Origin of the sequence: Pseudoalteromonas sp. PA2MD11, from assembly GCF_017808125.1 — a bacterium.
Taxonomy (GTDB): Bacteria; Pseudomonadota; Gammaproteobacteria; order Enterobacterales; family Alteromonadaceae; genus Pseudoalteromonas; species Pseudoalteromonas simplex.
On record NZ_JADKNF010000010.1, the window covers coordinates 41,125 to 63,851 of the forward strand.

The 22,727-nt window shown below is 39.9% G+C and carries 21 protein-coding genes; 11 read left to right on the forward strand and 10 right to left on the reverse strand.

Annotated elements, in window-relative coordinates; translation table 11 throughout:
- Positions 1 to 55: 55 nt before the first annotated feature.
- Positions 56 to 1,678 carry a diacylglycerol kinase family protein gene (locus ISP07_RS11925; protein ID WP_209327743.1) on the forward strand — a complete coding sequence of 541 codons (1,623 nt, stop codon included), beginning with the start codon at positions 56 to 58 and terminating at the stop codon, positions 1,676 to 1,678.
- Between the two features lie 4 nt (positions 1,679 to 1,682).
- Here the strand turns inward: ISP07_RS11925 and ISP07_RS11930 are convergent, their stop codons facing one another.
- Both ISP07_RS11930 and ISP07_RS11935 read right to left on the reverse strand, forming a co-directional pair.
- On the reverse strand, positions 1,683 to 1,949 hold the full coding sequence (locus ISP07_RS11930; protein ID WP_209327744.1) for a VF530 family DNA-binding protein: 267 nt from the start codon (positions 1,947 to 1,949) through the stop codon (positions 1,683 to 1,685).
- A 56-nt stretch (positions 1,950 to 2,005) separates the two neighbouring features.
- Positions 2,006 to 2,305: a DUF1496 domain-containing protein gene (locus tag ISP07_RS11935; RefSeq protein WP_209327745.1), complete on the reverse strand. Its 300-nt coding sequence runs from the start codon at positions 2,303 to 2,305 to the stop codon at positions 2,006 to 2,008.
- Between the two features lie 77 nt (positions 2,306 to 2,382).
- On the opposite strand from ISP07_RS11935, the gene ISP07_RS11940 reads away from it, so the two are divergent.
- Entirely contained in the window at positions 2,383 to 2,613 is a 231-nt protein-coding gene (locus ISP07_RS11940; RefSeq protein WP_054552187.1) for a TIGR02647 family protein, read from the forward strand.
- Between the two features lie 53 nt (positions 2,614 to 2,666).
- On the opposite strand, the gene maiA is transcribed toward ISP07_RS11940, so the two are convergent.
- Together maiA and hmgA are read right to left on the reverse strand one after the other, a co-directional pair.
- Positions 2,667 to 3,296, reverse strand: coding sequence for a maleylacetoacetate isomerase (gene maiA, locus ISP07_RS11945; RefSeq protein WP_209327746.1), 630 nt, complete (start codon positions 3,294 to 3,296; stop codon positions 2,667 to 2,669).
- Positions 3,296 to 4,600 (reverse strand): homogentisate 1,2-dioxygenase, encoded by a 1,305-nt coding sequence (gene hmgA, locus ISP07_RS11950; protein ID WP_209327747.1) that lies wholly within the window; start codon positions 4,598 to 4,600, stop codon positions 3,296 to 3,298. The genes maiA and hmgA overlap by 1 nt, the downstream gene beginning before the upstream one ends.
- Positions 4,601 to 4,703: 103 nt before the next feature.
- Between hmgA and ISP07_RS11955 the strand changes: the two genes are divergently transcribed.
- From ISP07_RS11955 to ISP07_RS11975, 5 genes are all read left to right on the forward strand, one after another.
- Entirely contained in the window at positions 4,704 to 5,159 is a 456-nt protein-coding gene (locus ISP07_RS11955; protein WP_209327748.1) for a MarR family winged helix-turn-helix transcriptional regulator, read from the forward strand.
- Between the two features lie 95 nt (positions 5,160 to 5,254).
- Positions 5,255 to 6,067 (forward strand): hypothetical protein, encoded by an 813-nt coding sequence (locus tag ISP07_RS11960; protein ID WP_209327749.1) that lies wholly within the window; start codon positions 5,255 to 5,257, stop codon positions 6,065 to 6,067.
- Positions 6,067 to 7,107 (forward strand): extracellular solute-binding protein, encoded by a 1,041-nt coding sequence (locus tag ISP07_RS11965; protein WP_209327750.1) that lies wholly within the window; start codon positions 6,067 to 6,069, stop codon positions 7,105 to 7,107. The genes ISP07_RS11960 and ISP07_RS11965 overlap by 1 nt, the downstream gene beginning before the upstream one ends.
- Positions 7,107 to 8,606 (forward strand): ABC transporter permease, encoded by a 1,500-nt coding sequence (locus ISP07_RS11970; protein WP_054552193.1) that lies wholly within the window; start codon positions 7,107 to 7,109, stop codon positions 8,604 to 8,606. Before ISP07_RS11965 ends, ISP07_RS11970 begins: the two co-directional genes overlap by 1 nt.
- Before the next feature lie 11 nt (positions 8,607 to 8,617).
- Positions 8,618 to 9,628 (forward strand): ABC transporter ATP-binding protein, encoded by a 1,011-nt coding sequence (locus ISP07_RS11975; RefSeq protein WP_209327751.1) that lies wholly within the window; start codon positions 8,618 to 8,620, stop codon positions 9,626 to 9,628.
- 462 nt (positions 9,629 to 10,090) lie between these two features.
- Here the strand turns inward: ISP07_RS11975 and ISP07_RS11980 are convergent, their stop codons facing one another.
- Together ISP07_RS11980 and ISP07_RS11985 are read right to left on the reverse strand one after the other, a co-directional pair.
- Positions 10,091 to 13,207: a TonB-dependent receptor gene (locus tag ISP07_RS11980; RefSeq protein WP_209327752.1), complete on the reverse strand. Its 3,117-nt coding sequence runs from the start codon at positions 13,205 to 13,207 to the stop codon at positions 10,091 to 10,093.
- A gap of 34 nt (positions 13,208 to 13,241) precedes the next feature.
- Entirely contained in the window at positions 13,242 to 14,105 is an 864-nt protein-coding gene (locus tag ISP07_RS11985) for a S1/P1 nuclease (RefSeq protein ID WP_209327815.1), read from the reverse strand.
- A 218-nt stretch (positions 14,106 to 14,323) separates the two neighbouring features.
- Here ISP07_RS11985 and ISP07_RS11990 point away from each other — a divergent pair, with 218 nt between their 5' ends.
- Entirely contained in the window at positions 14,324 to 15,226 is a 903-nt protein-coding gene (locus ISP07_RS11990; RefSeq protein WP_054552196.1) for a hypothetical protein, read from the forward strand.
- The gene (locus ISP07_RS11995) at positions 15,213 to 16,160 is read left to right on the forward strand and encodes a hypothetical protein (RefSeq protein WP_054552197.1); all 948 of its coding nucleotides are present in this window, start codon (positions 15,213 to 15,215) and stop codon (positions 16,158 to 16,160) included. Before ISP07_RS11990 ends, ISP07_RS11995 begins: the two co-directional genes overlap by 14 nt.
- A 69-nt stretch (positions 16,161 to 16,229) precedes the next feature.
- On the opposite strand, the gene ushA is transcribed toward ISP07_RS11995, so the two are convergent.
- The 3 genes from ushA to ISP07_RS20780 all read right to left on the reverse strand — a co-directional run bounded on the left by ushA (position 16,230) and on the right by ISP07_RS20780 (position 18,455).
- Positions 16,230 to 17,843 (reverse strand): bifunctional UDP-sugar hydrolase/5'-nucleotidase UshA, encoded by a 1,614-nt coding sequence (gene ushA / locus ISP07_RS12000; RefSeq protein WP_209327753.1) that lies wholly within the window; start codon positions 17,841 to 17,843, stop codon positions 16,230 to 16,232.
- A 75-nt stretch (positions 17,844 to 17,918) separates the two neighbouring features.
- Positions 17,919 to 18,116 (reverse strand): hypothetical protein, encoded by a 198-nt coding sequence (locus tag ISP07_RS12005; protein ID WP_054563072.1) that lies wholly within the window; start codon positions 18,114 to 18,116, stop codon positions 17,919 to 17,921.
- A gap of 231 nt (positions 18,117 to 18,347) precedes the next feature.
- The gene (locus ISP07_RS20780) at positions 18,348 to 18,455 is read right to left on the reverse strand and encodes an AgrD family cyclic lactone autoinducer peptide (RefSeq protein WP_365995968.1); all 108 of its coding nucleotides are present in this window, start codon (positions 18,453 to 18,455) and stop codon (positions 18,348 to 18,350) included.
- Here ISP07_RS20780 and ISP07_RS12010 point away from each other — a divergent pair.
- A complete protein-coding gene (locus tag ISP07_RS12010; protein ID WP_365995970.1) occupies positions 18,424 to 19,101 on the forward strand; it encodes a peptidylprolyl isomerase in 678 nt (225 codons plus the stop codon). The two genes, ISP07_RS20780 and ISP07_RS12010, sit on opposite strands and share 32 nt — an antisense overlap.
- 123 nt (positions 19,102 to 19,224) lie before the next feature.
- Here ISP07_RS12010 and ISP07_RS12015 read toward each other — a convergent pair whose 3' ends face one another.
- Positions 19,225 to 19,638 (reverse strand): MAPEG family protein, encoded by a 414-nt coding sequence (locus ISP07_RS12015; protein ID WP_209327755.1) that lies wholly within the window; start codon positions 19,636 to 19,638, stop codon positions 19,225 to 19,227.
- A 166-nt stretch (positions 19,639 to 19,804) separates the two neighbouring features.
- On the opposite strand from ISP07_RS12015, the gene ISP07_RS12020 reads away from it, so the two are divergent.
- Positions 19,805 to 22,690, forward strand: coding sequence for an insulinase family protein (locus tag ISP07_RS12020; RefSeq protein ID WP_209327756.1), 2,886 nt, complete (start codon positions 19,805 to 19,807; stop codon positions 22,688 to 22,690).
- Positions 22,691 to 22,727: the final 37 nt, after the last annotated feature.

Genomic DNA, 22,727 nt, shown 5'->3' on the forward strand with positions numbered 1-22,727 from the left:
TTATATGGAGTGAAATTTGCAAGGTATTGTGCAATTAGAATAACAAGGAGTGATTATGTGGGCAGCATTTAGTTACTTAGCATTAGCGATTGTATTTATAATTGCGGCTATTCGCGTAGAAACTGTGTACTTTGCACTGTTTTTTTATTGGACTGCACTGTCGTTACTATTAGTCAGTGGCGCATATTTTTTTAATATCGCGCGTATTTTTAGAAAACGCGAAAATGGCGTTATTCCTATCTATATTCGTTGGGCTTTTATCCCCTTTTTATTGGGTGCACAGCTTTACAATGCTTGGTCGAGAAAACACGACAAAGTGCCGCCATTACAACAAATTAATGAGCATTTATTTTTAGCTTGTCGTTTATTTCCTTCCGATATAGATACCATGAAAGAAATGGGCATTACAGCTATTTTAGACGTAACGTGTGAGTTTGATGGCCTTGAATGGTCTTCTACCCAAGAGAATATTCGTTATTTAAATATCCCTGTTCTTGATCATAGCGTGCCAACACGCGCCCAATTGCACCAAGCAATTAATTGGATTGACCATCAAGTAAAAGCTGATAGACGTGTGATAGTGCATTGCGCTTTAGGACGAGGCCGTTCAGTATTTGTGATGGCAGCTTACTTACTTAGCCAAAATAAAGATGCCGATGTACACCAAGTACTCGCACAAATTAAAGAGACACGAGAAACTGCAAATTTAAACAAGCGCCAGCTGCGTCATCTTGTGCGCCGCCACCGCAGAGGTGACTTATTAATCAAAAATAAAGCTATACTAATTGCTAATCCTGTTTCTGGCACAAAACTGTGGGAAGCCAAACGTAAGCAAATTACCGCTCGTTTGTCTGAGTATTATGATTTAACTGTTTATACAACATCGGAACAGGTAAATGGTACTGAGTTAGCTAAAGAAGCACTTGAATTAAACCCTGATGTTGTCATCGCCTGTGGTGGCGATGGTACAGTAACAGAGGTGGCAAGTGTACTTGTTAATACAGACTGTAAATTGGGTATTATTCCTTTAGGTACTGCCAATGCCCTCGCTCATGTGTTGATGGGTATAAAATCGAAGCTTATTCCGGTAGAGCAGGCGTGTGAGTTGATAATTGAAGGGCAGGCGAGTCGAATAGATACCGCTGTGTGTAATGGTGAGCGTATGTTATTACTTGCAGGGATTGGTTTTGAACAAAAGATGATTGAAAAAGCCCATCGTGATGCAAAAAATGAGTCTGGGCAGTTAGCTTATTTACAAGGATTTTGGCAAGCATTAGGTGAGCATGAAGCGCAAGACTATGTTGTCTCTCTTGATAATAACGACGAGCAAACAATCAATACCACCAGTTTAATCATCGCCAACGCCGCGCCATTCACTACTTTACTTGCTCAATCTGCAGGTCAGCCAGATCACCAAGATGGTTTACTGGATGTTAACTGGCTAACACCGAGTGCCGATTCTAAAGCGAGTACTTTAAGTATTGCGGAGTTAGTATTCTCGAGTATTACGCAAACTAGTTTTGCTATTAACAGTCACCACACAAATGCTAAACGAGTGACTGTACAAGCAGCAAAAGGGTTGAGCTATGTTATTGATGGTGAGGTGAAAACCGCAGATAAACTAGAGGTAGAGATATCACCGAAATCGCTTTCGGTGATTGTAGCTGCTGAAGAATAAGTAGTTACTTTTTGATGCTTTTCCATTGGAAAGTGCCATCATCAGCTTGGTCATTCTTGATAAAGGTATCAATATATAACTGCTCTACTTTTTCTCGTGCCCAAGGGGTCTTTCGTAAAAATTTAAGACTCGACTTTACACTTGGGTCATTCTGAAAGCAGCGTACATCTACGTGCGCTGCCATACCTTCCCAACCAAGTTTTTCTTCAAGTTTAGTAACGATGTCGGCTAATTTAACGCCATGTAACGGATTATTTGGTTGATTGTCCATGATAAATCTTAGGTTATTTGCAACCGCGCAATAGTACCCTATCTGTGCGTTTTAATCTAATTGACGTGAATCGTTTTCGTTTGTTTAGGGTAAATAATCTCGCCATTAGCATTTAGTCTGAGCCACGCCAAATCACTGTTTGAAAAATTAGGCTGTTTGGCGCTGCAAATTAAGGTCATCTCGCCAACGACAATATAGGCACCTTCGGTATAGCGTTTATTTTCATACCAACACACTTTTTGGTTGTTTAATGCCTCTTGACCATCAAGCACGATTAATGGTTTTTCCTTAGCGTGCGCTTGATTTAGAAACCCTAAAGTAAACAAAGTACTTAACAGTAAAATTATCTTTAACAAAATACGCCTCCCGTTGGGCAGATTTGTATAACTACACTAAGCTTATGACAAGGAATAAATAATAAAAAGGTGAACACATGCAATTTGATAAAAATATGATCGATGAACTAACCCTGCTTGCAAAATTTCCTCGTAACTCTCAAATGCAGGGAATTAAAATACACTCCGATGCCGAAAACTCAATTAAAGATGCAGCAAAACGGCTTTATGATAAAGGTATTACTGACAGTCCTGATGGGGGCTACTTAACGGACTTAGGGCTCGATTTAATCAACCATGTGAGTGTGATTAACTCAGCGCTAAGATAACAAATATAAAAGGCCCGAAGTGTTCGGGCCTTTTTAACAACAAATTCTAAAGCTTAAATTGCATCTGGCTGATTTTGTGGTGCAGCATCTATAAAGGCATCAAGCTTATTACATTGCTCATAAACAGCAGCAATTTTAGGGTATTTGGTCATATCAACCTTAAAGCGTAAGGCATTAAATACTTGCGGCACTAAGCACACATCTGCAAGCGTTGGTTTGTCGCCCACACAAAACGTGTTCGCTTTATCAAGTAGCTTTTCGATACTCTCAAAGCCAACTTCTACCCAATGCTTATACCAGGTTGTTTTTGCTTCTTCATCAACACCCAGATCGTTAGCCAAGTATTTTAATACGCGCAAATTATCGATAGGGTGGATATCGCACGCTACGGCATAACATAAATTACGGATCTGAGCTTTTTGCCATGCATCACCCGTTAAAAGAGGCGTTTCTGGATGAGTTTCTTCTAGCCACTCTAAAATAGCCAGCGATTGCGCAAGTACACCTTGATCAGTTTCAAGTGCTGGCAATAACCCTTGTGGGTTTTTAGCTAGGTACTCGTCACTTTGTTGTTCTGATTTTAATAAATTAACTGTCACCAACTCGTGATCAATGTTCTTTAAATTAAGCGCAATGCGTACTCGATATGCAGCTGATGAACGAAAATAGCTATAAAGTTTCATTATACGTCCTGTTTACCTGTGAAATGTTTTTTAATAGTGCGCCAACAGTCAGTGTAATTAGGCTGACGCTCTTTACCTTCAAGGGCATATTTAGTTGGTGAAATAACGTAACGCGATTCGAACATAAATGCCAAGGTGTTTTCGTAGCGTTGTGGTTCAAGTTCAGCATTTGATGCTTTTTCAAATACATCGGCTTCTGGACCATGTGGCGACATACAATTATGTAAGCTAGAACCACCTGGTACAAAGCCATGCTCTTTAGCATCGTAGACACCTTCGATTAGGCCCATAAACTCACTCATGATATTACGGTGGTAATAAGGTGGACGGAATGTGTTTTCAGCCACCATCCAGCGTGGAGGGAAGATAGCAAAATCGATATTAGCGACACCTTCTGTACCCGATGGTGATGTTAATACAGTAAAGATTGATGGGTCTGGGTGATCGTAACTTACTGTATTCATAACATTGAATCTAGCAAGGTCATACTTGTAAGGTGCACTGTTACCCGTCCAAGCAACCACATCTAATGGCGAGTGGCCAATATCACAACGGAACATATTGCCATTGAATTTAGCAACGAGTTCAAAATCACCTTCAATATCTTCGAAAGCGGCTACAGGGTAGTGGAAGTCACGGTCATTAGCATAACCATTGGCTCCGACAGGGCCGCGCTCTGGTAAAATATAGGCATGGCCATAGTTTTCACAGATATAGCCACGGGCTGTATCAGTAAGCAAATCAACTGCGAACTTAATGCCACGAGGAATTACTGCAATTTCGCCTGCACGAACGGTGAGTATCCCGCACTCGGTTCTAAGTAATAGCTCACCTTGTTGCGGCACGAATAACATTTCACCGTCAGCATTATAAAAGTAACGGTGTTGCATTGATTTATTAGCGACATAAATATGTATACCAATACCTGTTTGTGAATTGGCACTGCCGTTGGCAGCCATAGTGACTAAACCATCTATAAAATCAGTTGGCTGTGCTGGAATTTCAATTGGATCCCAACGTAGCATTGTCGGTGGTGTTGGCACTTCTGTAATAGGAGCGGTGCGAATAAGGCCATTATCGATTGGTGTGTAATCACCTTGTATTACTGACGGGCGAATGCGGTAAAACCAAGTACGACGGTTATCAGCACGGGGCGCTGTAAATGCAGTTGTGCTGAACTGTTCAGCATATAAATCATATTTAACTTTTTGCGGACTGAATTGACCGATAGGTAATGCACCGGGTAATGCTTCGGTTTCAAATTCATTACCAAAGCCTGTCATATATTGTAATTCGTTATTCATCACTAGACTCCTGAAAGGTTTTAGGTAAGATACTCTCATGTGAGACTAAATTCAAACAACACTAAGTTTGCTTGTGTAAATATTTTTTGACAGTAGTGCAGCTATGACGATAGATAATAAAACAACGCTCGATTTACAACAGTTTTTACCTTATTCACTAACCAATATTGCAATGCAAATGAGTGAACAGTTTAGTGAGCTATATCAACAGCAGTTCGACTTAACCGTGCCACAATGGCGGATAATTGCGAATTTAGCGCAGTATGGTGAGTGCACTGCCAAAGAATTATGTGATATGGCACAAATGGATAAATCAACGGTGTCTCGAGCAGTAAAGTCGCTATTGACCAGAAACCTCATAATGGCCAAAGAAAACCCTAAGGACAAACGCGCAAGTTTGTTATCACTTTCCGTTGAGGGGAACCGTCTGCATGAACAAATTGTGCCATTAGCAAATGAGTGGCAAGCAGGTTTAGTGAGTGACTTAGATAGCCAAGAACTTAAACAATTTATAAGCACTCTTAGTAAGCTTTCCAATCACTTAAATAAAAATGTTTAAATCTGTAATCAAGGCTTTATAGCAATTGATTTAGACAATCGATACATATATGATAATGGCTATCATTTACAATTAGAAACTTGGATGTCCCCCCTATGAAATTAGCGTTAAACACCGTTAAAACACTAGGTCTTAGCCTAGTATTAGCATCTACTTTTATTGCCCAACCTGTATTGGCAAATGGCCCAATTGGTGAGCACGTTAATCATCTAAAAGAAAATTTAAAAGATTACTCAGAAGACGTTGAGTGGATGGTCGGTAAAGTTGACACCATGGTTACCGATTATGAAACAAAAGGCGCAAAAGCAGTTAAAAGCGATGATTTAATTGAATACTGGGAATCAGTAAAGTTTCACAGTGCGATTGAAACGAATTATGTGCCGGTTTATGCATCAATCTGGCAAGGCATTTATGGTATCAAAATGGCTATTGATGACAAAAAACCAGCAAGCGAAGTACGTGAGCACCAAAAGGCCCTAAATGCTGCCTTGTGGCAGGGTCTTGGAGCTGTTAAACTTGCTGCCGACTTCCAGCAAAAAGGCTTATTAAAAGCTGTAAAAGCAACTGCTTCTGAAACAATGACGCAAAGCGCTACTATCGATGAGATCAAACATAAATTAGACCGTGTTGTTGCAAAATACGCAGAACGTTTAAGCGATGAAGCAACGCAAATTGTACACGATACTTACCTTCACTTATTTGAAGGTGTTGAAGGTACACTTATCGAAAAAGATGCGAAGTTAGTAGAAGTACTCGAAAAAGATTTTAACGTAACCCTGCCTAAAGCTATTTCTGATAAAGGGTCTGTTGACCAAGTCCGTGCAGTGGTTGTTGATATGCAAGAAAAACTAGATCGCGCTAAGGTGTTACTAGAAGAAGCCGAAAAAGCACGTAAGGATGTATTTTAGTGAAGCGTAGGACCTTTATTCAAGGCCTGGCTGCGTTTGGGGTAGTAGGCGCAATGCCGCTACCTCTTTCTCGTGCCTTTGCAGCAACAGCTGCAAGCCCAATTTCAGTGAAAGACTTACCAGCCCTAGAGGGTGACCTAACTTTATATTTAGGCCGTGGTGAAGGTGGTTTGTACGAAAACGTACTGCAATCAATCCAAAAGAAAAACCCAAAACTTAATTTATCTATTCGCCGTGGCCCAACTGCTGCACTTGCCAACATGATTGTGGCAGAAGCGAAAGCGGGTGTTAAACGTGCTGATTTATTTTGGGCTGTTGACTCTGGTGCAATTGGTCTAGTCACCGACGCAGGTTTAGCTAAAGCCTTACCATCTGACTTAGAGGCGCAGTTACAACCGCAGTTTCGTTATCCGGGCTGGGCACCAGTGACAGGTCGTATTCGTACATTGCCTTATAACACTAAGCGTTTAAGCAAAGATCAGATCCCAGATAGCATAATGGCCATTGCTGATAGCGATTTATCTATTGGTTGGGCACCGGCTTATGCTTCTTTCCAATCATTTGTCACGGCAATGCGTATTCTTGAAGGTGAAGATAAAACCGCTAAATGGCTTAAGAAAGTTCAAAAACGTTCGAAAACCTATGCAGGCGAGCTTGGCGTAGTGATGGCTGTTGAGCGTGGTGAAGTGGATATTGGTTTTGCAAACCATTATTACACGTTACGTCTTAAGTCAGGTAAACCTGATGCTAATCTTGATCTAGCATTCACCAATCAAGATGCCGGTTGTTTAGTTAATGCATCAGGTGTGTTATCACTGACAGACAACCCAAATGCAATGAACTTTATGCGCTACTTACTAAGTTCTGAAGTACAAAGTTACTTAGCACGTGAAGCCTACGAAATTCCATTGATCCAAGGTATTGACCAACCAGCTGGGTTACCAGCATTAACGGATGTGTCACCACCGAAAATCGATTTAACTCAATTGGCAGATTTAAGGCCAACACTCGACCTTATGCGCAGTAGCGGTATTTTATAATGCGCATACCTGCTTCTTATCCCATGGCGCTGCTTGCAGCGCTTTTGGCGTTAGTGCCAGTTTATATTCTGATCACCTTAGCCAGTGATGCGACGGCTGTTTTTGATAGTCATAATTTAAAAATTCTAGGTAACACCTTATCACTTATGGTGTTAACTGTTTTAGGCTCTATTTTAATTGGCGTGCCTCTGGCGTTTATCAGTGCCTATGTTCAACTTCCTTTTAAAAAGCTTTGGCTTGTTTTGTTTGCAGCGCCACTTGCTATTCCAAGTTATATTGGCGCGTTTACTTTATATGCAGCATTTGGCCCCGGTGGTGAAATTAATCAGCTGCTAGGCTTTGAAACCCCGCCTATGTATGGCTTAACGGGTGCAGCCATTGTAATGACGCTATACACATTCCCGTTTGTGATGCTAACTACGCGTTCGTCTTTACTTAGTCTCGATGCTAGCATGGTAAACGCAGCTCGCACTTTAGGCATGTCGATGCCGATGAGTGTGTTTAAAGTCATATTACCGCGCGTAATAAACGGTATTGCGGCGGGCTCATTGCTGGTTGCGCTTTATACCTTATCAGATTTTGGTACACCGGCGATGATGCGCCTAGATACCTTTACTCGGGTAATCTATGTTGAATATAACGCCTTTGGATTAAGTCGTGCAGCGATGTTGTCGCTTCAATTAATGGTAATAGTAGGCTTTTTACTGTTCATCGAATCACAAATTAAAACGGCTTCAGAGCGTCACGGTAGACCGCTGATGTTATTCCCATCTAACGGGCAAAAGTTAGCCATGCTGGTGACTTTTCTACCTGTTTTATTATTGGCTATTTGTTTGCCGTTAGCCATTTTTACCCTTTGGCTTGCCCGTGATGGTGTTGCTGATTTTGATTTCAGCATTGCGTGGAACTCAGCTTATGCATCTGGCATTGCGGCTATTGTCGCTGTTGTGGTTGCTGTGCCTGTAGCGCATGCTGCCTTAAGCGGTAAAGTAGGGCGCATTATGGAACGGGTTACTTATTTCGGATTTGGTATTCCAGGTATCGTAATGGGTACTGCACTTGTTTATGGTGGCCTGCAATTACCGCTTTTATACCAAACTCTGGCATTATTAGTGATTGCCTATGTGCTGCGCTTCTTACCGTTGGCAGTTGGCTCTGTGCGAACCAGCACAGAACACTTAGATTCGAGTTTAATTAAATCAGCACGCGTATTAGGCGCAAGCCCTCGTGAAGCATTTATGCGTATTACCTTGCCTTTAACACTGCGCGGTATCATTGCTGGTGCAGCCTTGGTATTTTTAGAATCAATGCGGGAGCTTGAAGCAACATTGTTACTCGGCCCAACAGGATTTGAAACCCTATCAACCTATTTGTGGCGAGTTTATGAAGCCGGTTATTTCGGTCGCGCTGCCATTCCTGGGCTCTTGTTAGTAGTGATATCAGCATGTGGCTTAGCTATAATGCTTTCAGGTGAAAAGCGCAGTCAATTAGAACATTAAGGATCAGTTTAATGCTATCAGTTAGTAAGCTGTCTATCGATTATGGTAGCAATCGTGTGGTAAGTGAACTTAACTTATCACTTGGGGAAAGTGAGATCCTCATGCTAGTTGGTCCAACTGGCTGTGGTAAAAGTACAATTTTACAAGCGTTAGCAGGGCTTATTCCTATCAGCGAAGGCGAAATTAACTTAGGCTCATGGCGGGCAACACCCAAATTAAAAGTACCACCAGAAAAGCGTAAAGTAGGGATGGTATTTCAAGACTTTGCGTTATTTCCGCACTTAACGGTACAGCAAAATATTTGCTTTAGATTAACCGATACCTCTAAAGCAGATCACTGGATTAAGTTACTGGGTCTTGAAGCATTTCGTGATAAAAAGCCCGCTACTTTATCGGGTGGTCAAAAGCAGCGTGTAGCACTTGCGCGTACTCTAGCTCACGAACCTGACTTCGTATTGCTTGACGAGCCGTTATCAAACCTTGATGCAGCTTTGAAAGATACCCTTCGTTGGGATATTCGTAATGCTCTAAAAGATGCGGGTGTACCTGCTATTTGGGTAACCCATGACCAAGAAGAAGCCTTATCTGTCGGTGACCGTGTTGGTGTACTGAAAGAAGGGATTATTCAGCAAATCGATACCCCTGAACGCTGCTTTAGCTTACCAAGCAATCGCTTTGTTGCGCGTTTCTTAGGTGAAGCAAGTTTCATTGCCGGTAACTGTGAAGGTGATATCGCCACCACTGATTTAGGTAATGCCCCAGCTATTAAGGTTGATCATGATACAGCGAAGGTTGATGTATTACTTCGCCCTGATGATATTCACCTTATTCAAAATGCTGATACCAGTAATGGAAAAGTGACTTGGGTACGTTACGAAGGTGGCAGCCGTTTATGCGCTGTTAAACTGGCATGTGATACTGTGGTGACAAGCCGTGTTAGCCATGAAGTGATGGTACGCCCAGGTGATGTAGTACATGTATCTATTAACACAACACACCCACTTGCGGTTTACGCAGCTTAAATAAACATAACTGTGCAGGTCTCATTGGCCTGCATTTTTATATCAATGTAGGTCGGGCTTTAGCCCGTCATCATTCAGTGTTTAAACATTTGTCGCCATAAATGACGACCTACATAACAATCTTAGATCCAGTTAAACATCAGCCCTCAGACGCGATATAAAATCTGCTACATATAAATGCATTAATTTGTTACTTCAAGCTTTAATCTTGGTACTGGCTTATTTTACTCTTATATCTCGTATCTCATTTCTACAACCATTCCCGGCTAAAGCCAGTCCTACGAAAAGATTTATCAGGTATTAGGTTCTAGGTTTTATGTAGAAGGGCGCGATGTAAAATCGCTGCTACCTTGCAACTTTCTAACTTTACTTTTGGAGCTTTACTCTTGCTAACTTTCCCCCAAACGTAAAAAGCCCGCCAGTAGGGGCGGGCTTTTGCTTCATAACAAGGTTAACTCGTTATTAGAATGTGTAACGTACACCTACACGCATTTCCCAAACTGATGCGCTGCTTTGTGTTGCAGTTTTACCATTGTTAGGGTTGAAGTCTGAGTATACGTAACGACCTTGGTCATCGATTGATGTTTTGATCATACGGTTACCAACGAAGCTACCTTTTTTAAGTACACCCCAGTCATCGTTTAACATGTTAGTTAGGTTATCGATAACGAAGAAGACTTCACCTTTGTGACCAGGCATGAATCCAGGTAACTCTTGCGTCATCTTGAAGTTAACTTTAGTGAACCAATCTGCATTTTGGCTGTTACGGCCAACGATTTCGCCGCGTTCAAGGCCTTGAGCTGAAATCCACTGGTTAAACTCAGTTACTTCTTCAGGTGTCATGTCGTAAACAACATTAGGATCATCAACCTCAGGGATATACATTAACTGACGGCTACGGTTTGAATTGCTATCTCCCCAAACACTGTCGCTACCATTATATGTATAGCTGTAAGGTAGGCCTTTGTATGTTTCGCTAAATAGGTTGAAACGTGTGTTATAACCATCAAACAATTCAGTTGTGTAACCTAATGTCATAGTAAAGCGATGAGGGATCTCGTAATCAGATGTGTGTGCACCTGGGTTTGTCGGATCGTAGGTCGCCATGTTACCGTAGTTTGAGCTCGCTACCGAGCTAGTCATTGGGTTAACGTCTGTTGAGTCAGTGTAAGCATAAGCAAGTTGTACGCTAATACCATTATCAAAGCGTTTGCTCATCGCAGCAGAGATAACATGAGATTCACCGTTGCTACCATCAACGTTGGTAAGTAGTAAATCACCATCACGACCTTCGATAGACTCAAGAATTGGACGCCCATCAAATGTAGTATTACCAGAATCGCGAAGTGCGATGTCTTGAACAATTGCTGCGTCTTTACGCTTGCTTAGTAAGTAATCTAAAGAGAATACATACTCATCTTCAGTTGTGTATGTTGCACCAATTGAGTATTTCCACTCAGATGGCATTTCAAAGTTAGGATCAACAGCATTTACTGAAGAGTCACCTGCACCAATGGTTGTTTGCGCAACTTCATCATACATTTCTTGTGGTACTTCAAAACCTGGTGTACCACCGTTAACGTTTGGTGTATTAAATAAATCTACACCAAAACGTCTAGTACCAATATTTGTAATACCGTCGTTTGAGTATGAGTTAGATAGCCAAACATTCGGGTTACCACCAGAGAATAGGCCAAAACCGGCGCGTACTTCTAATGCATCTGTTGCGTACCATTCAAAGCCAACACGCGGTTGTAGTAGGTCAATGCCATCAAATGTTGCTTGGTTGCTGAACTTGTAACGGTTTGTAAAGTTTTCATTGTAGTTAGGTTTGTCGTCGCTTGTGTATTTGTCGTAACGTAGACCAAACGTTAATGTTGCATCTAAATCTGTGAAACTATACTCATCTTGCACATAGAATGTATGTTGAGCATAGGCAAAGTTTGCCGCTGCATCAGTAGGATTATTTGTGCCTGCTGCGTTGTTGTAGAAAATAGCTGAAGCTAAACCATTTTCAAAATCATCAATAGAATCAAAACGCCACTCACCTTGGGTGTGTTGTACGAATTGGTTGAAAACTTCGATTTCTTCATACTCGTAACCACCTGTGATCGTGTGCTGATCAAGGTAGTATGTTGCAGCAAATTTAGCTGTCGTCGTTTCGTAATCAAGGTCGTTTGATTGACGAGAGTCATCTGGACCGATATATACTGTACCACCATCTGTTGCATCAATTTGCATTTCACCAAAGCTACTTGCTGCATCAAGTGATTGTACAGTTTTATCAACTTCTGATTTACCTAAACGAATTTCAGTTGATAAGTTATCAGTCCAATCTGAGTAAAGTGAACCGATGATTGATGTATATTCTGCACTTTCTTCAAAGAAGTGACTATCTAAGGATAAGCGTGTACTACCAGTGTCAGACTGCTTAAAACTATTACCGTCGTTATAGTTATAAATTAGGTTGGCACGGTGCTCATCGTTGATATTCCAGTCTAACTTAATTAAGATTTTTTCATCTTCAACGGGTTGGCTTGATGGTGTAGTACCAGCGTTATAACCGTATACGTCTTGAGAAATTTGTTGGATACGTGCTAAGTCTGAAGTAGATACACTTCCTGTATCTAATGCGCCATAATTATATTGTTCTACGCCTTCAAGTTTCTCATACGAAGTAAATAAGAAAAGGTTATCTTTAATTAGAGGTAACCCAACATTGAAGCCATAACGCTTTTCGGTGTAATCACCAGGATCCGCATCTTTTCCTTCAATTTTGTCGCCTTTCATTGAATCATTTGTGTAATCAAAGAACACACCACCGTGTACTTCATTACCACCAGATTTAGAAACCGCATTGATGTTACAAGATGTAAAACCACCGTATTGAACATCAAACGGCGCTAGCTCAACTGCAACCTGCTCAATAGAATCGAAAGAGAAAGGAGTACGAATTGTAGGGTAACCATTTGAGCTTAAACCGAAGTTATCGTTCATACGAACGCCGTCAAGCGTTAAGCTGTTAAAGCGAGGGTTACCACCACCACAGTTGATTGAACCGCGGCTATCATCGATTGTTACACGTGGGTCGATACGAACGATATCTTTTAAATCACGGTTGATAGCTGGTTGGTTTTCTAAATCTTCAAGAGTGAACGTTGCAGCAGGACCTGTACCACCAGACATACGGCTGATAGGGCGACCAGTAACTACGATTTGTTCTACATCAGATTGTCTCTCTAACGTAACATTAACTGGGTAGTCAGCACCCACTTGTAGGTTAATGTTATTGAATGTTTGATCTGCGAATACGTCAGAATCTACAACAACGCGGTAAGGACCACCTACACGTAGGCCTTTTGCTGTGAAGTAACCCGCATCGTTCGTTTCAGTTTCTTTAGTTGAACCTGAAGGTAAGTGAACGATAGTGATCTTAGTGCCAGCAGCAGGGTTGCCGCTAGGACCTTTGATTTGACCCTTGATAGCAGATGTTGTTTCATTTGCTAACGCTGCACCACTCACACCAACACATGCTGCAATAGCAAGTGATAGAGCTGTTTTGCGGAGTTGGATTTTCATTATGTTATTTCCCGTGTTAGAGGTTATGTTTCATTTATAGTTTGCTGTCAGTTGGCATCTTAAGTGCCTTTACTAACGGTTTTGCTGATTTATCAAATAACGTATTTAATAAACCAGCCAATCTTATCCCGCCTTGCTGTAGGCGATTTTTCACAATTGGTAAGTTTTTGTAGATATAACTATAACTTACGTTTGTTTCATTTTCGTTATACAGTGAATTTGCAATATTATTTGATTCGACTAACCAATCGCTAGGTGAACTGGCAAGATAGTCCGTGATTAACGCTTGATTTGTTGTATTTATAAATTGCGCAAACTCAGTATAGGACAAATTTTCATTTTCAATGAGTTTTGTGTCCCATAGGCTATGTAAATTGGTATCTTGACCGAAGAATGTGACAGAAATATTGTTGCCACCACGATCTTCACCGCGTCCGGCATGAAAAGGTTGGTGGCTGTCACCAACTAGATGAACTAAAAAACGCAGTGCGAACTGTTTTTCAGCTAGTGAGGCTTTCTGGTTTTGTAAAACTGAGATTGAGTATTCCATGCCTTCAAGGATATCTGACACGGTTTCTTTATTATGATGGGCATCTGAATCGTAATGGGGTTTAGCATCGCCTTCTTTAAAGTTAATGTAATGCCAGCGCGAAGATTTCTTTTGCCAGAAATTTTCTGGAGCAGAACGCATTTCATCAGCCCACGTTGCAACTTGTGGTAGTGAGTCACCATCGAGTAGAGGAACTAATGCTAGTTTAGTGGTGTCTGTAATATGCTTAGATGCAATTTCACCAACAATACGATGACCATTTTGCCCCCATGCATTTGCAGGGTTGCTTAACACTGCTGAAATAACTGGTGTTGATAACAGCAACATTTTTATTGTTTTTTGTAACATTGACTCAGTGTCCAAAATGAATGTGCAATGAAGCACGATTTCTTGTGGCATATTTTCCTGAATTTAAAATCAAATAGAAAGGACTCAATAAGATTCATAATTTCTTGTTCATATATGTTATTTATCAATAGTTTAAATTATTCAGGTAAAATTACTTGTTGTAATAAGTAAGAATAATTGTTCAAATAGAGACAACGGAGCGTTGTTGGCTATTAAAATTGAATTTAAGAACAATACTAATAAAAAAATCGTCGATTGTTACATTTTTGTTTCTATCAGTTATTTTGTTTTTTTATATCGGAATTTTGCAGGGTAAACCGGCTGTTTCTGATATCGATGCATTTATTGAAACGTCTTTTCAATGTGATACCAAATCAGAGGTTAACCTTAACGAGTTAGTGGTGTATTCATCGGGCAAAGTGTTGGCTGAGGATGTTGCTAAAACCTTATGCAATGATGACATCATAAGTAAACAATATGGCAAGGTAACCTCTTATTGGGGTTATAAAACCTCAGACACGATTGAGTTTTTAGGCAAAGGGATTGCTGATTTAATCCTTGCTAAAGAAAATTTAATTAACGCTTTTATGGCGGAGTCAACTTACAACTATCAAGCTGTTGTTGGATTTCCTGATTACACTGCCTATTTAATTTCGAGTAAAGAAAAACCTAGAATTGATAAGAGCTACTTTTTAGATAAACGCATTGGTTTACTTGATTACCCAACCAGTCGCTCAGGACATATTTTACCAAAGCAGCTATTTAAAAAATTAGATATCAACCTAGAAAACCTAGATATAACTTACGCTAGTTCCCATACTGAGTTAAGAGAGCTGCTTGCCAGCGGAAAGGTTGATTTAATTTCTTCTTATTGGCAAGACAGTGATCAGCAACGTTTTTCTAAAAATTATATTACGCCTATACGCGACAATATAAGTGGCAGTCGTTGGTATTTAAAAATGCAGGACGAGAACACCGACCTTTTATGTGCAGTTCAAGCGCAGTTAACCCTATTGGCACACAATCAAAATTCTCATTACTTTAATCATGTTGAGTCTTTTTGGGAATGTGACTCGACTCAGCAAACAATGAAAGTAGGGGATAGCAATGCTGCCAATTAGAATTAAGCTTGTTTATGGCGCAATATTTTTAAGCTGCTGCTTGGTATTATTTGCTACCTTCATTATTGCAAAAGCTTATAAGACAACAACTAATGATGCACTGACTTTAGCAAAAGTTGAAAACCGTATTGCTCTTGATTTAAACCATTTAAATTTACCAGATGGTTTTTTGAAGCACTCCGGTAGTAGAGACATGGTACTCAATTATATCACGCGTCTTAATGCTCAATTAGCAGACTCAGGCGTGATGGTTTACTCTATTGAAGGTATTTCGGAATATCCTGCTCGTGCTGATTTAATTACTAAGCAATTACATGCACCTCAAAAATCATTAACGGTTAGCTTTGTTATCGCATCTTCTTTATTAGATAAAAACGATATAGCTGTGTTCATTCTGGTCTGCTTATTTGCATCTACATTTACCTACTTATTATTTATCAGTGAACGAACCAAGATTCAAATAGCTAAAAACGAACCTGAAGTTGCAGTTCAGATAGAAGAGAAACCTAAATTGATAGTCGATCTTCAAAATAAAACCTTGGCTGCTAGTTGCGATGTTGATAAAACAGTGGCACTTGCGAATAAACCATTGTGTTTTTATCTTGCTTTAGTTGAGTTTTGTATTGAACAACCAGACGTAGTGCTTAATCAAAATAAAGATGTACCAGAAGAATTACTGACTTTAGCGAACAAGTATTTTTACCGGTTAGTTGAGCTTGGTCACACAATACGTAAACGACCAAACTTTACTAATAGCTTAGAAAAAACTTTAAGCGAAATTCGGGCAGCCCTTGATGAAGTTTGGCAAGACCAGCTTGAGATAAAAGAAACCTATTATCCGCCTAAAGCCCATGGTGAAGGTTCACGCTCTCGATTACATCATTACGGATTGAAGTCGATTGAGATCACCGATATTGAAGTCATAGGGAAATAATCTAGTTTTAAAGTAAAAAGGGAAGTCACTGACTTCCCTTTATCTAATTAGATATTGATGATTAGGTATCTAAAACTGCTTAGGAGTGTAATCAGCCGCTTTAACAGGGCTATTTTGCTCAAAGAAACGTTTTAATGCCTGTGCATCGGTATCATCTGTACTTACAAAGCCTTTTTTATTGGTAAGCGTAGGGTAGCCATCACCACCAGAGGCGTTGTAGCTATTAATACTCATTCGATATGTTTTAGTCATATCAAGTGGTTTACCAGCAATTTTAACATCAGATAAAGTGTCGTTATCGCGTTTGAAGCTTAGCTTATAGTATTGTAAGTAGGCACCAGAATCAGGTGGGAAAGAAGTAACAACCTGTAAGTAGTCTAATAGCTCTTGGCCTGTCATATCAATATAGGTGATACGGTTTTTAAAAGGATGAACTTTTAAAATATCTTTATAACTGACATCGCCAGCTTGAATGCTATCACGAATACCGCCACCGCTTATCAAACCAAAATCAGCACCCACTGACTGCATTTGTGCAGCAATAATAACGCGTGCTAAGTTTACTTGCTCATAGCGTACTTTATTGCGGTCACCTTCAAGTTTTGCATCCACGTTACCTATTTTACCAGCAATTTGTGCTGCACCTTTTTTCTGATAAACCGCGAGCATGTCTTGTAAGTTTTTGTTTGGCTCGATGTACTCAGCCGCTAGCTGTTTATTGCCATTTTCATCATCGATATAAAGATTGACCGGAATAAGTGAGTAATTGAGCAGAGTTAATTCATCGTTTTCTAATTTGAATTCAGCTTTTCCCACATATTTACCCCACTCATGGGCTTGCATGATCCAAGTACCGTTTTGTTGGTCAGGCTTACACGCTTTACCTGGCATAAAGCTTTCGTCAGCAACATTGGCTTCTTTCATACACACCGGCTCTTGTGAATGACCGCCGACAATAATATCTAGCATTCCTTTTGGTAAGTTACGCGCCATAGTCACATCACCGGGTGCATTAATACCAAAGTTAGCATCAACATAGTGACCCATGTGCGTTACAGCAATAGTGATATCAGGCTTGTACTGTTTTTCAATTTTTGGGGCTAACTTTGCAGTCACTTCTGTAGGGTCTTTAAATTCTAGGCCACCGATATACTGCGGGTTACCTATTTTTGCTGTATCTGTTGTGGTTAAACCAATGACAGCAATTTTGAGTCCGTTTTTTTCAAAGATTTTGTATGCTTGATAACGAGTTTCACCGGTCGTTTTATCTATGATATTGGCTGATAAAAAAGGGAAGTTAGACCATTTTTGCTGTTTATCGAGTACAGCCAGCGGGTTATCAAACTCATGGTTACCAATTGCCATGGCATCGTAACCAATTACAGACATACCTTTAAAATCCGGTTCTGCGTGTTGTAGATCTGATTCAGGAATACCTGTATTGATATCGCCACCAGACAGCAGTAAAACTGCATGTCCTTGTGCTTTAGCATCGGCTCTTAATTGATCAATTAAAGTCTTGCGAGCAGCCATACCATATTCACCATGTTCGTTATGCCAAAAACGACCGTGATTATCATTAGTATGGAGCAGAGTGAAATATTGGGCTGAATCTGTATTGTTAGAAGAGGAGCTACACGCGGTTAGGGTAACCAGTAGCGATGTTAGTAAAAAAAAACGCATAATTGTTTGCCTGAATAGAGCAGTAGGTTAATTATGCGCTTAGTTTAAACGACTTAAGTTTAAATTAAATGTCTTTTATAAACTTTTGTCGCTATTTTCTGTATTTAGTTGTCCTGTTGCGGCAAGTTGTCTTCGTTGTAGTTCTTGTTCTGCATAATGAGACTTTTGATGATTATTGCCGACCATCCAATTTAAAAAACTAGCGGGTAACTTACTATAAGGCTCACCTTGGTGTAGGCCAAAATCGCATATTGCGTTCTCTTCATTCGCCATGGTTCATTCCTGTATGTTCATTGTTGTCGTGCAGATACTAACAAACTGAGCCTATTTGATAAGACGATTTTGATTTAATCTTTAAACTTTTTATAACCATAATGAATACACGGTGTAAATTAATGTAACTGAGATGTAATTGATTTGACGCGTTTTGTGTAACTGTTTTGTTTGCTATTTAAGCACCTGTCTATTTTGTTTAAGCTTCTTGCAGTTTTATAATAAAAATTATCAGGAAAGATAAACAATGAAAAAACATCTACTTGCAACAGCTTTATTGGCTAGCAGTTTTACAGCGAATGCAACTATTGTCGAAATGCAAACGGATCTGGGCAGCATTACGGTTCATCTTTATGATCAACAGACACCTGTTACCGTTGAAAACTTTTTAAATTATGTTGCAGATGGTAGCTACGATGGCACCGTTATCCATCGTTCTGTTGATAACTTTATTTTACAAGGTGGAGGTTTTAAATTTGGTACTGACTTTGATGCGATAGACACCGCAGACGCTATTACTAATGAACCAGAGTTGTCTAATGTGAAAGGTACCATTGCAATGGCTAAGCTTGGTGGCAATGCTAACAGTGCAACCAGTCAGTGGTTTTTTAATTTAAAAGATAACAGCGCAAATCTTGACTTACAAAATGGTGGCTTTACCGTTTTTGGCGAGGTAACTGTCCAGAGTATGGCTGTGATAGAGCAAATCACAGAATTAGTACATTGTGGAGAGATCCCAGTAGTAAACTTAAATGAAGAGCAGTGCCCAGATACAACATCAGGTTTTAGTGGTGAAAACTTATTTTACATTAACAGTGTAACTGTGATTGACGATGACCCTAATTCATCTGCTTCTTTATCACCAAAAGAAAACACGCTGATTGATGAAGATGACGCTTCAGACAACGGCGGTAGTAGTTCAGGTGGTAGTCTTGCATGGATGCTATCTTTATTAGCCCTAGCAGGCTTTGCTCGTCGTAAATGATTCCAACCAACAAAGTAACGCCTTGATATTAAGCTCCTGTGAAACGCTGAATTCTGCATCTTGAGGTGGCTTGGGTATATATAAGGCGCTTAAAAGCGCCTTATTTCTTTGTATTGATGATTATTAGAAGATTCTAACTAAAATCAGCACCCACATTATTAGCATAATAAAGCTACTGACAACAAAACTATAATAGCGCGCCTTCAAGGTATTTGAAGTTAAGTGTATTACGCTATGAACAATTCTTAATGCAACATAAACCCAAGCAAGGGCAACAAAAACAGTACCTACAGCATTGACTTGCAGAGCTGTTAAACAGGCAATAAAAAACAGCACAGGCATTTCGAATTGATTGATAAAGTTACGATCTGCTACGCGAACATTATCCCCAGCTTTTTCAAGTTCCATTGTTAAGAAGTCTTTCATCTCAATGGTTTTTTGCTTTGCCGCACGAAAACGGCGCTTACCCATAATGTACATGACAGTAAAAGTCAGAAAGACTTGAGTGAACATTGCTACAATTAGCCACTTTTCCATAGCTCATCCTTTGTTATAGTTATTGCTATTAATCTTAACCGTAAGTACTGCATTTTCACAATGTGTTACAAAGTTTTGCTGTAACTTAACTGAAAAGCATTGAATTGCGGCGCTTGAAAACACATGATAAATAAAAATTTATTCAATTTCTAATGGATACAAAATAATGAAAAAAATAATGGGACTCAGTGCAATCGCTTTTGCAGTGTTAGCAGGTTGTTCTTCTACTTCTACCACAACGCCTTCTGCAGCTAATACTAACCTTATTCCTGACTCGTTAGTTATCAGCCCAAACGACACCCGTGAGTACAAAACATTAAAACTTGATAACGAAATTGATGTAATTTTAATTTCAGATCCAAGTGCTGAAAAATCAGCTGCTGCATTGAGTGTTGGTGTTGGTTTATTGCATGACCCTATGTCGCAACAAGGTATGGCGCACTATTTAGAGCATATGCTGTTCCTTGGTACGGACCGTTACCCAGACACCAAAGGTTACAGTGATTTTATGACTAAAAATGGCGGTGCTCATAACGCTTACACTTGGTTAGATATCACAAACTACATGTTCAAAGTGAACAATGATGCCTACGATGAAGCACTTGACCGTTTTGCGGATTTCTTTAAATCACCAAAGCTCTACCCTGAGTACACAGACAAAGAAAAAAATGCGGTAAACGCAGAGTGGTCAATGCGTCGTGAAATGGACTTTTTTGGCCAATTTAAATTGGCACGTCAAATGATGGGCTCACATCCTGCTAACCGCTTCTTGATTGGTAACTTAGAAACACTAGGTGATAAAGAAGGCAGCAATCTTCATAAAGAAACCGTTGCTTTTTATAACAAATACTATTCATCGAACATCATGAAAGTGGCGATGATCTCAAATCGTCCACTTGCTGAGATGGAAGCAAAAGCAAAACAGTACTTTGCTGATATTGAAAATAAAAATATCGAAAAGCCAACGGTGACTGATAAGTTAGACTTCTCTGAAGCTGGCGGTAAACGTGTTTATTACGCACCGAACGAAGACGTAAAACAACTGCAATTAGAATTCACTATTGCTGATAACAGTTCACAATTTGCAGTTAAACCAAACCGTTTTGTTTCTTACCTTTTAAGTAACGAAATGCAAGGCAGCCCAGCACAAATACTACGTGATAAAGGTTGGGTATCAGGTTTATCTTCTTCTGCTTCACCAACGCAATATGGGAACTACGGCAGCTTAACAGTTGATATTGAATTGACTGATGCCGGCATGCAAAACCGCGAAGAAATTGTTGCCATGGTTATGCAATATATTGCACTTACCAAAGAGCAGGGTGTTAATAGCAAATACTTTAATGAAATTCGTACATCGTTAAACAATTCGTTTCAATTCCTAGAAAAAGGGGATGAGTTTGGTTATGTAAGTAACTTAACTGATAGCATGCAAAAGTTCCCTGTGAACAACGCAATTAACGCTCCTTATTATTATGCAAAGTTTGATGCAGATGCGGTGCAAAATGTCCTTTCGCAATTAAACGAAGATACTTTACGTATTTGGTATATTTCAAAACAAGAAGAGACAGATTCACAGCTCCATTTTTACGATGGTAAATATCGTATTGAAGACATCAGCGAAGCAGAAGTTGCAAGCTGGAATAAACCAAGCGAATACGCTTTAGCATTGCCAACAGTTAACCGCTTATTACCTGAAAGCTTTGCAATTAAAACAGCTGAGTTTAAACAACAAGCGCACCCTGAACTCGTATTTGATAAGCAAGGCGTTAAAGTTTGGCGTCAAGCAAGTCAGCAGTTTGCTGAGCAGCCTAAAGGTCTTGTTGAAGTTTATATTAATACGCCAGATGCCCTTGTGAATGTTAAATCACAAGTTCTTTACTCAATTTGGGCTGATCTTTATAACTTACAACAAAGTAAATTAAGCACAGAAGCCGCTGTTGCAGGTATGAGTTTAGGGCTACAGTCAAGTAATGGCCTTGTGTTATCGCTTAGTGGTTTCACTGATAAACAAGATGTCCTTTTAGCTCAGGCGCTTGAAAATCTAGACTTAGAGGTGTCTGAAGAAGGTTTTGCCCAAGCAATCGATCGTTTTAAGCGTGATTTACTAAATCAGCAAAAACAGTTCCCGTTCTATCAAGCATTCGGTGAGTACTCTAAGCTTACTCGTAGTGGTAAATTTGATACCGAAACCTTGATTGCTGCGGCAGATGCGCTTACCCTAGCTGATTTTACGGCTATTAAGCAATCAACACTTGCTGCCAATGACTTACGCGTATTCACATTTGGTAACTATAACCAAAATGATGTTGACGCTATTGCGAGTAAACTAACCGCTATTTTACCAAAGGGTCATAAAGCGACCGAGTTTGCTAGAAGTAAAGCCTGGTTGCCTCAGCCTGGTGAGCGTATCGTTTTACAAAAAGATATTGATGTAGCTGATGTAGCAATCATTGACATGGTTGTTCACCCAACCCCTGGCTATAAACAAAAAGCACAGGCACAAATTTTACAAAGCCACTTTAGAACCGTAGCGTTTGATAAGTTACGTACTGAAGAGCAATTAGCTTATGCGGTTGGTGCGTTAGCGCGTCCAATCGAAGATTATTCTGCATTAGGTCTTTACATTCAAACACCGGTTAAAGGCCCTAAAGAGATGCAGGCGCGCTTTGATGAGTTTAAAAAGCAATACGCAGTTGAGCTTGATAACATGACAGAAGAAACATTTGCACAACTTAAAAATGCAACGCTTGTGTCTTTAAAAGAGCAACCTAAGAATTTAAGTGATGAAATGTCGCCACTTATTACAGACTGGTATCGTGAGAACTTTAAGTTTGACTCTAAAGAAAAGCTTATCGCTGAAGTTGAAAAAGTAACCTTGGCTGATCTGAAAGATTATTACAAGAAAACGATGCTCAATAGTGAAGCTGCGCGTTTAAATATTCAAATGCGTGGTAGTAAGTTTGCAGACAAGCCATTTGCAGATCTGAAAAGCCAAACAAAAGTCGAAAACTTAGAGAGTTTTTACAAAGGCATTAAATTCCAAAACTAATTTATTAGCTTATAAACAAAAGCCCAAGCAATTGCTT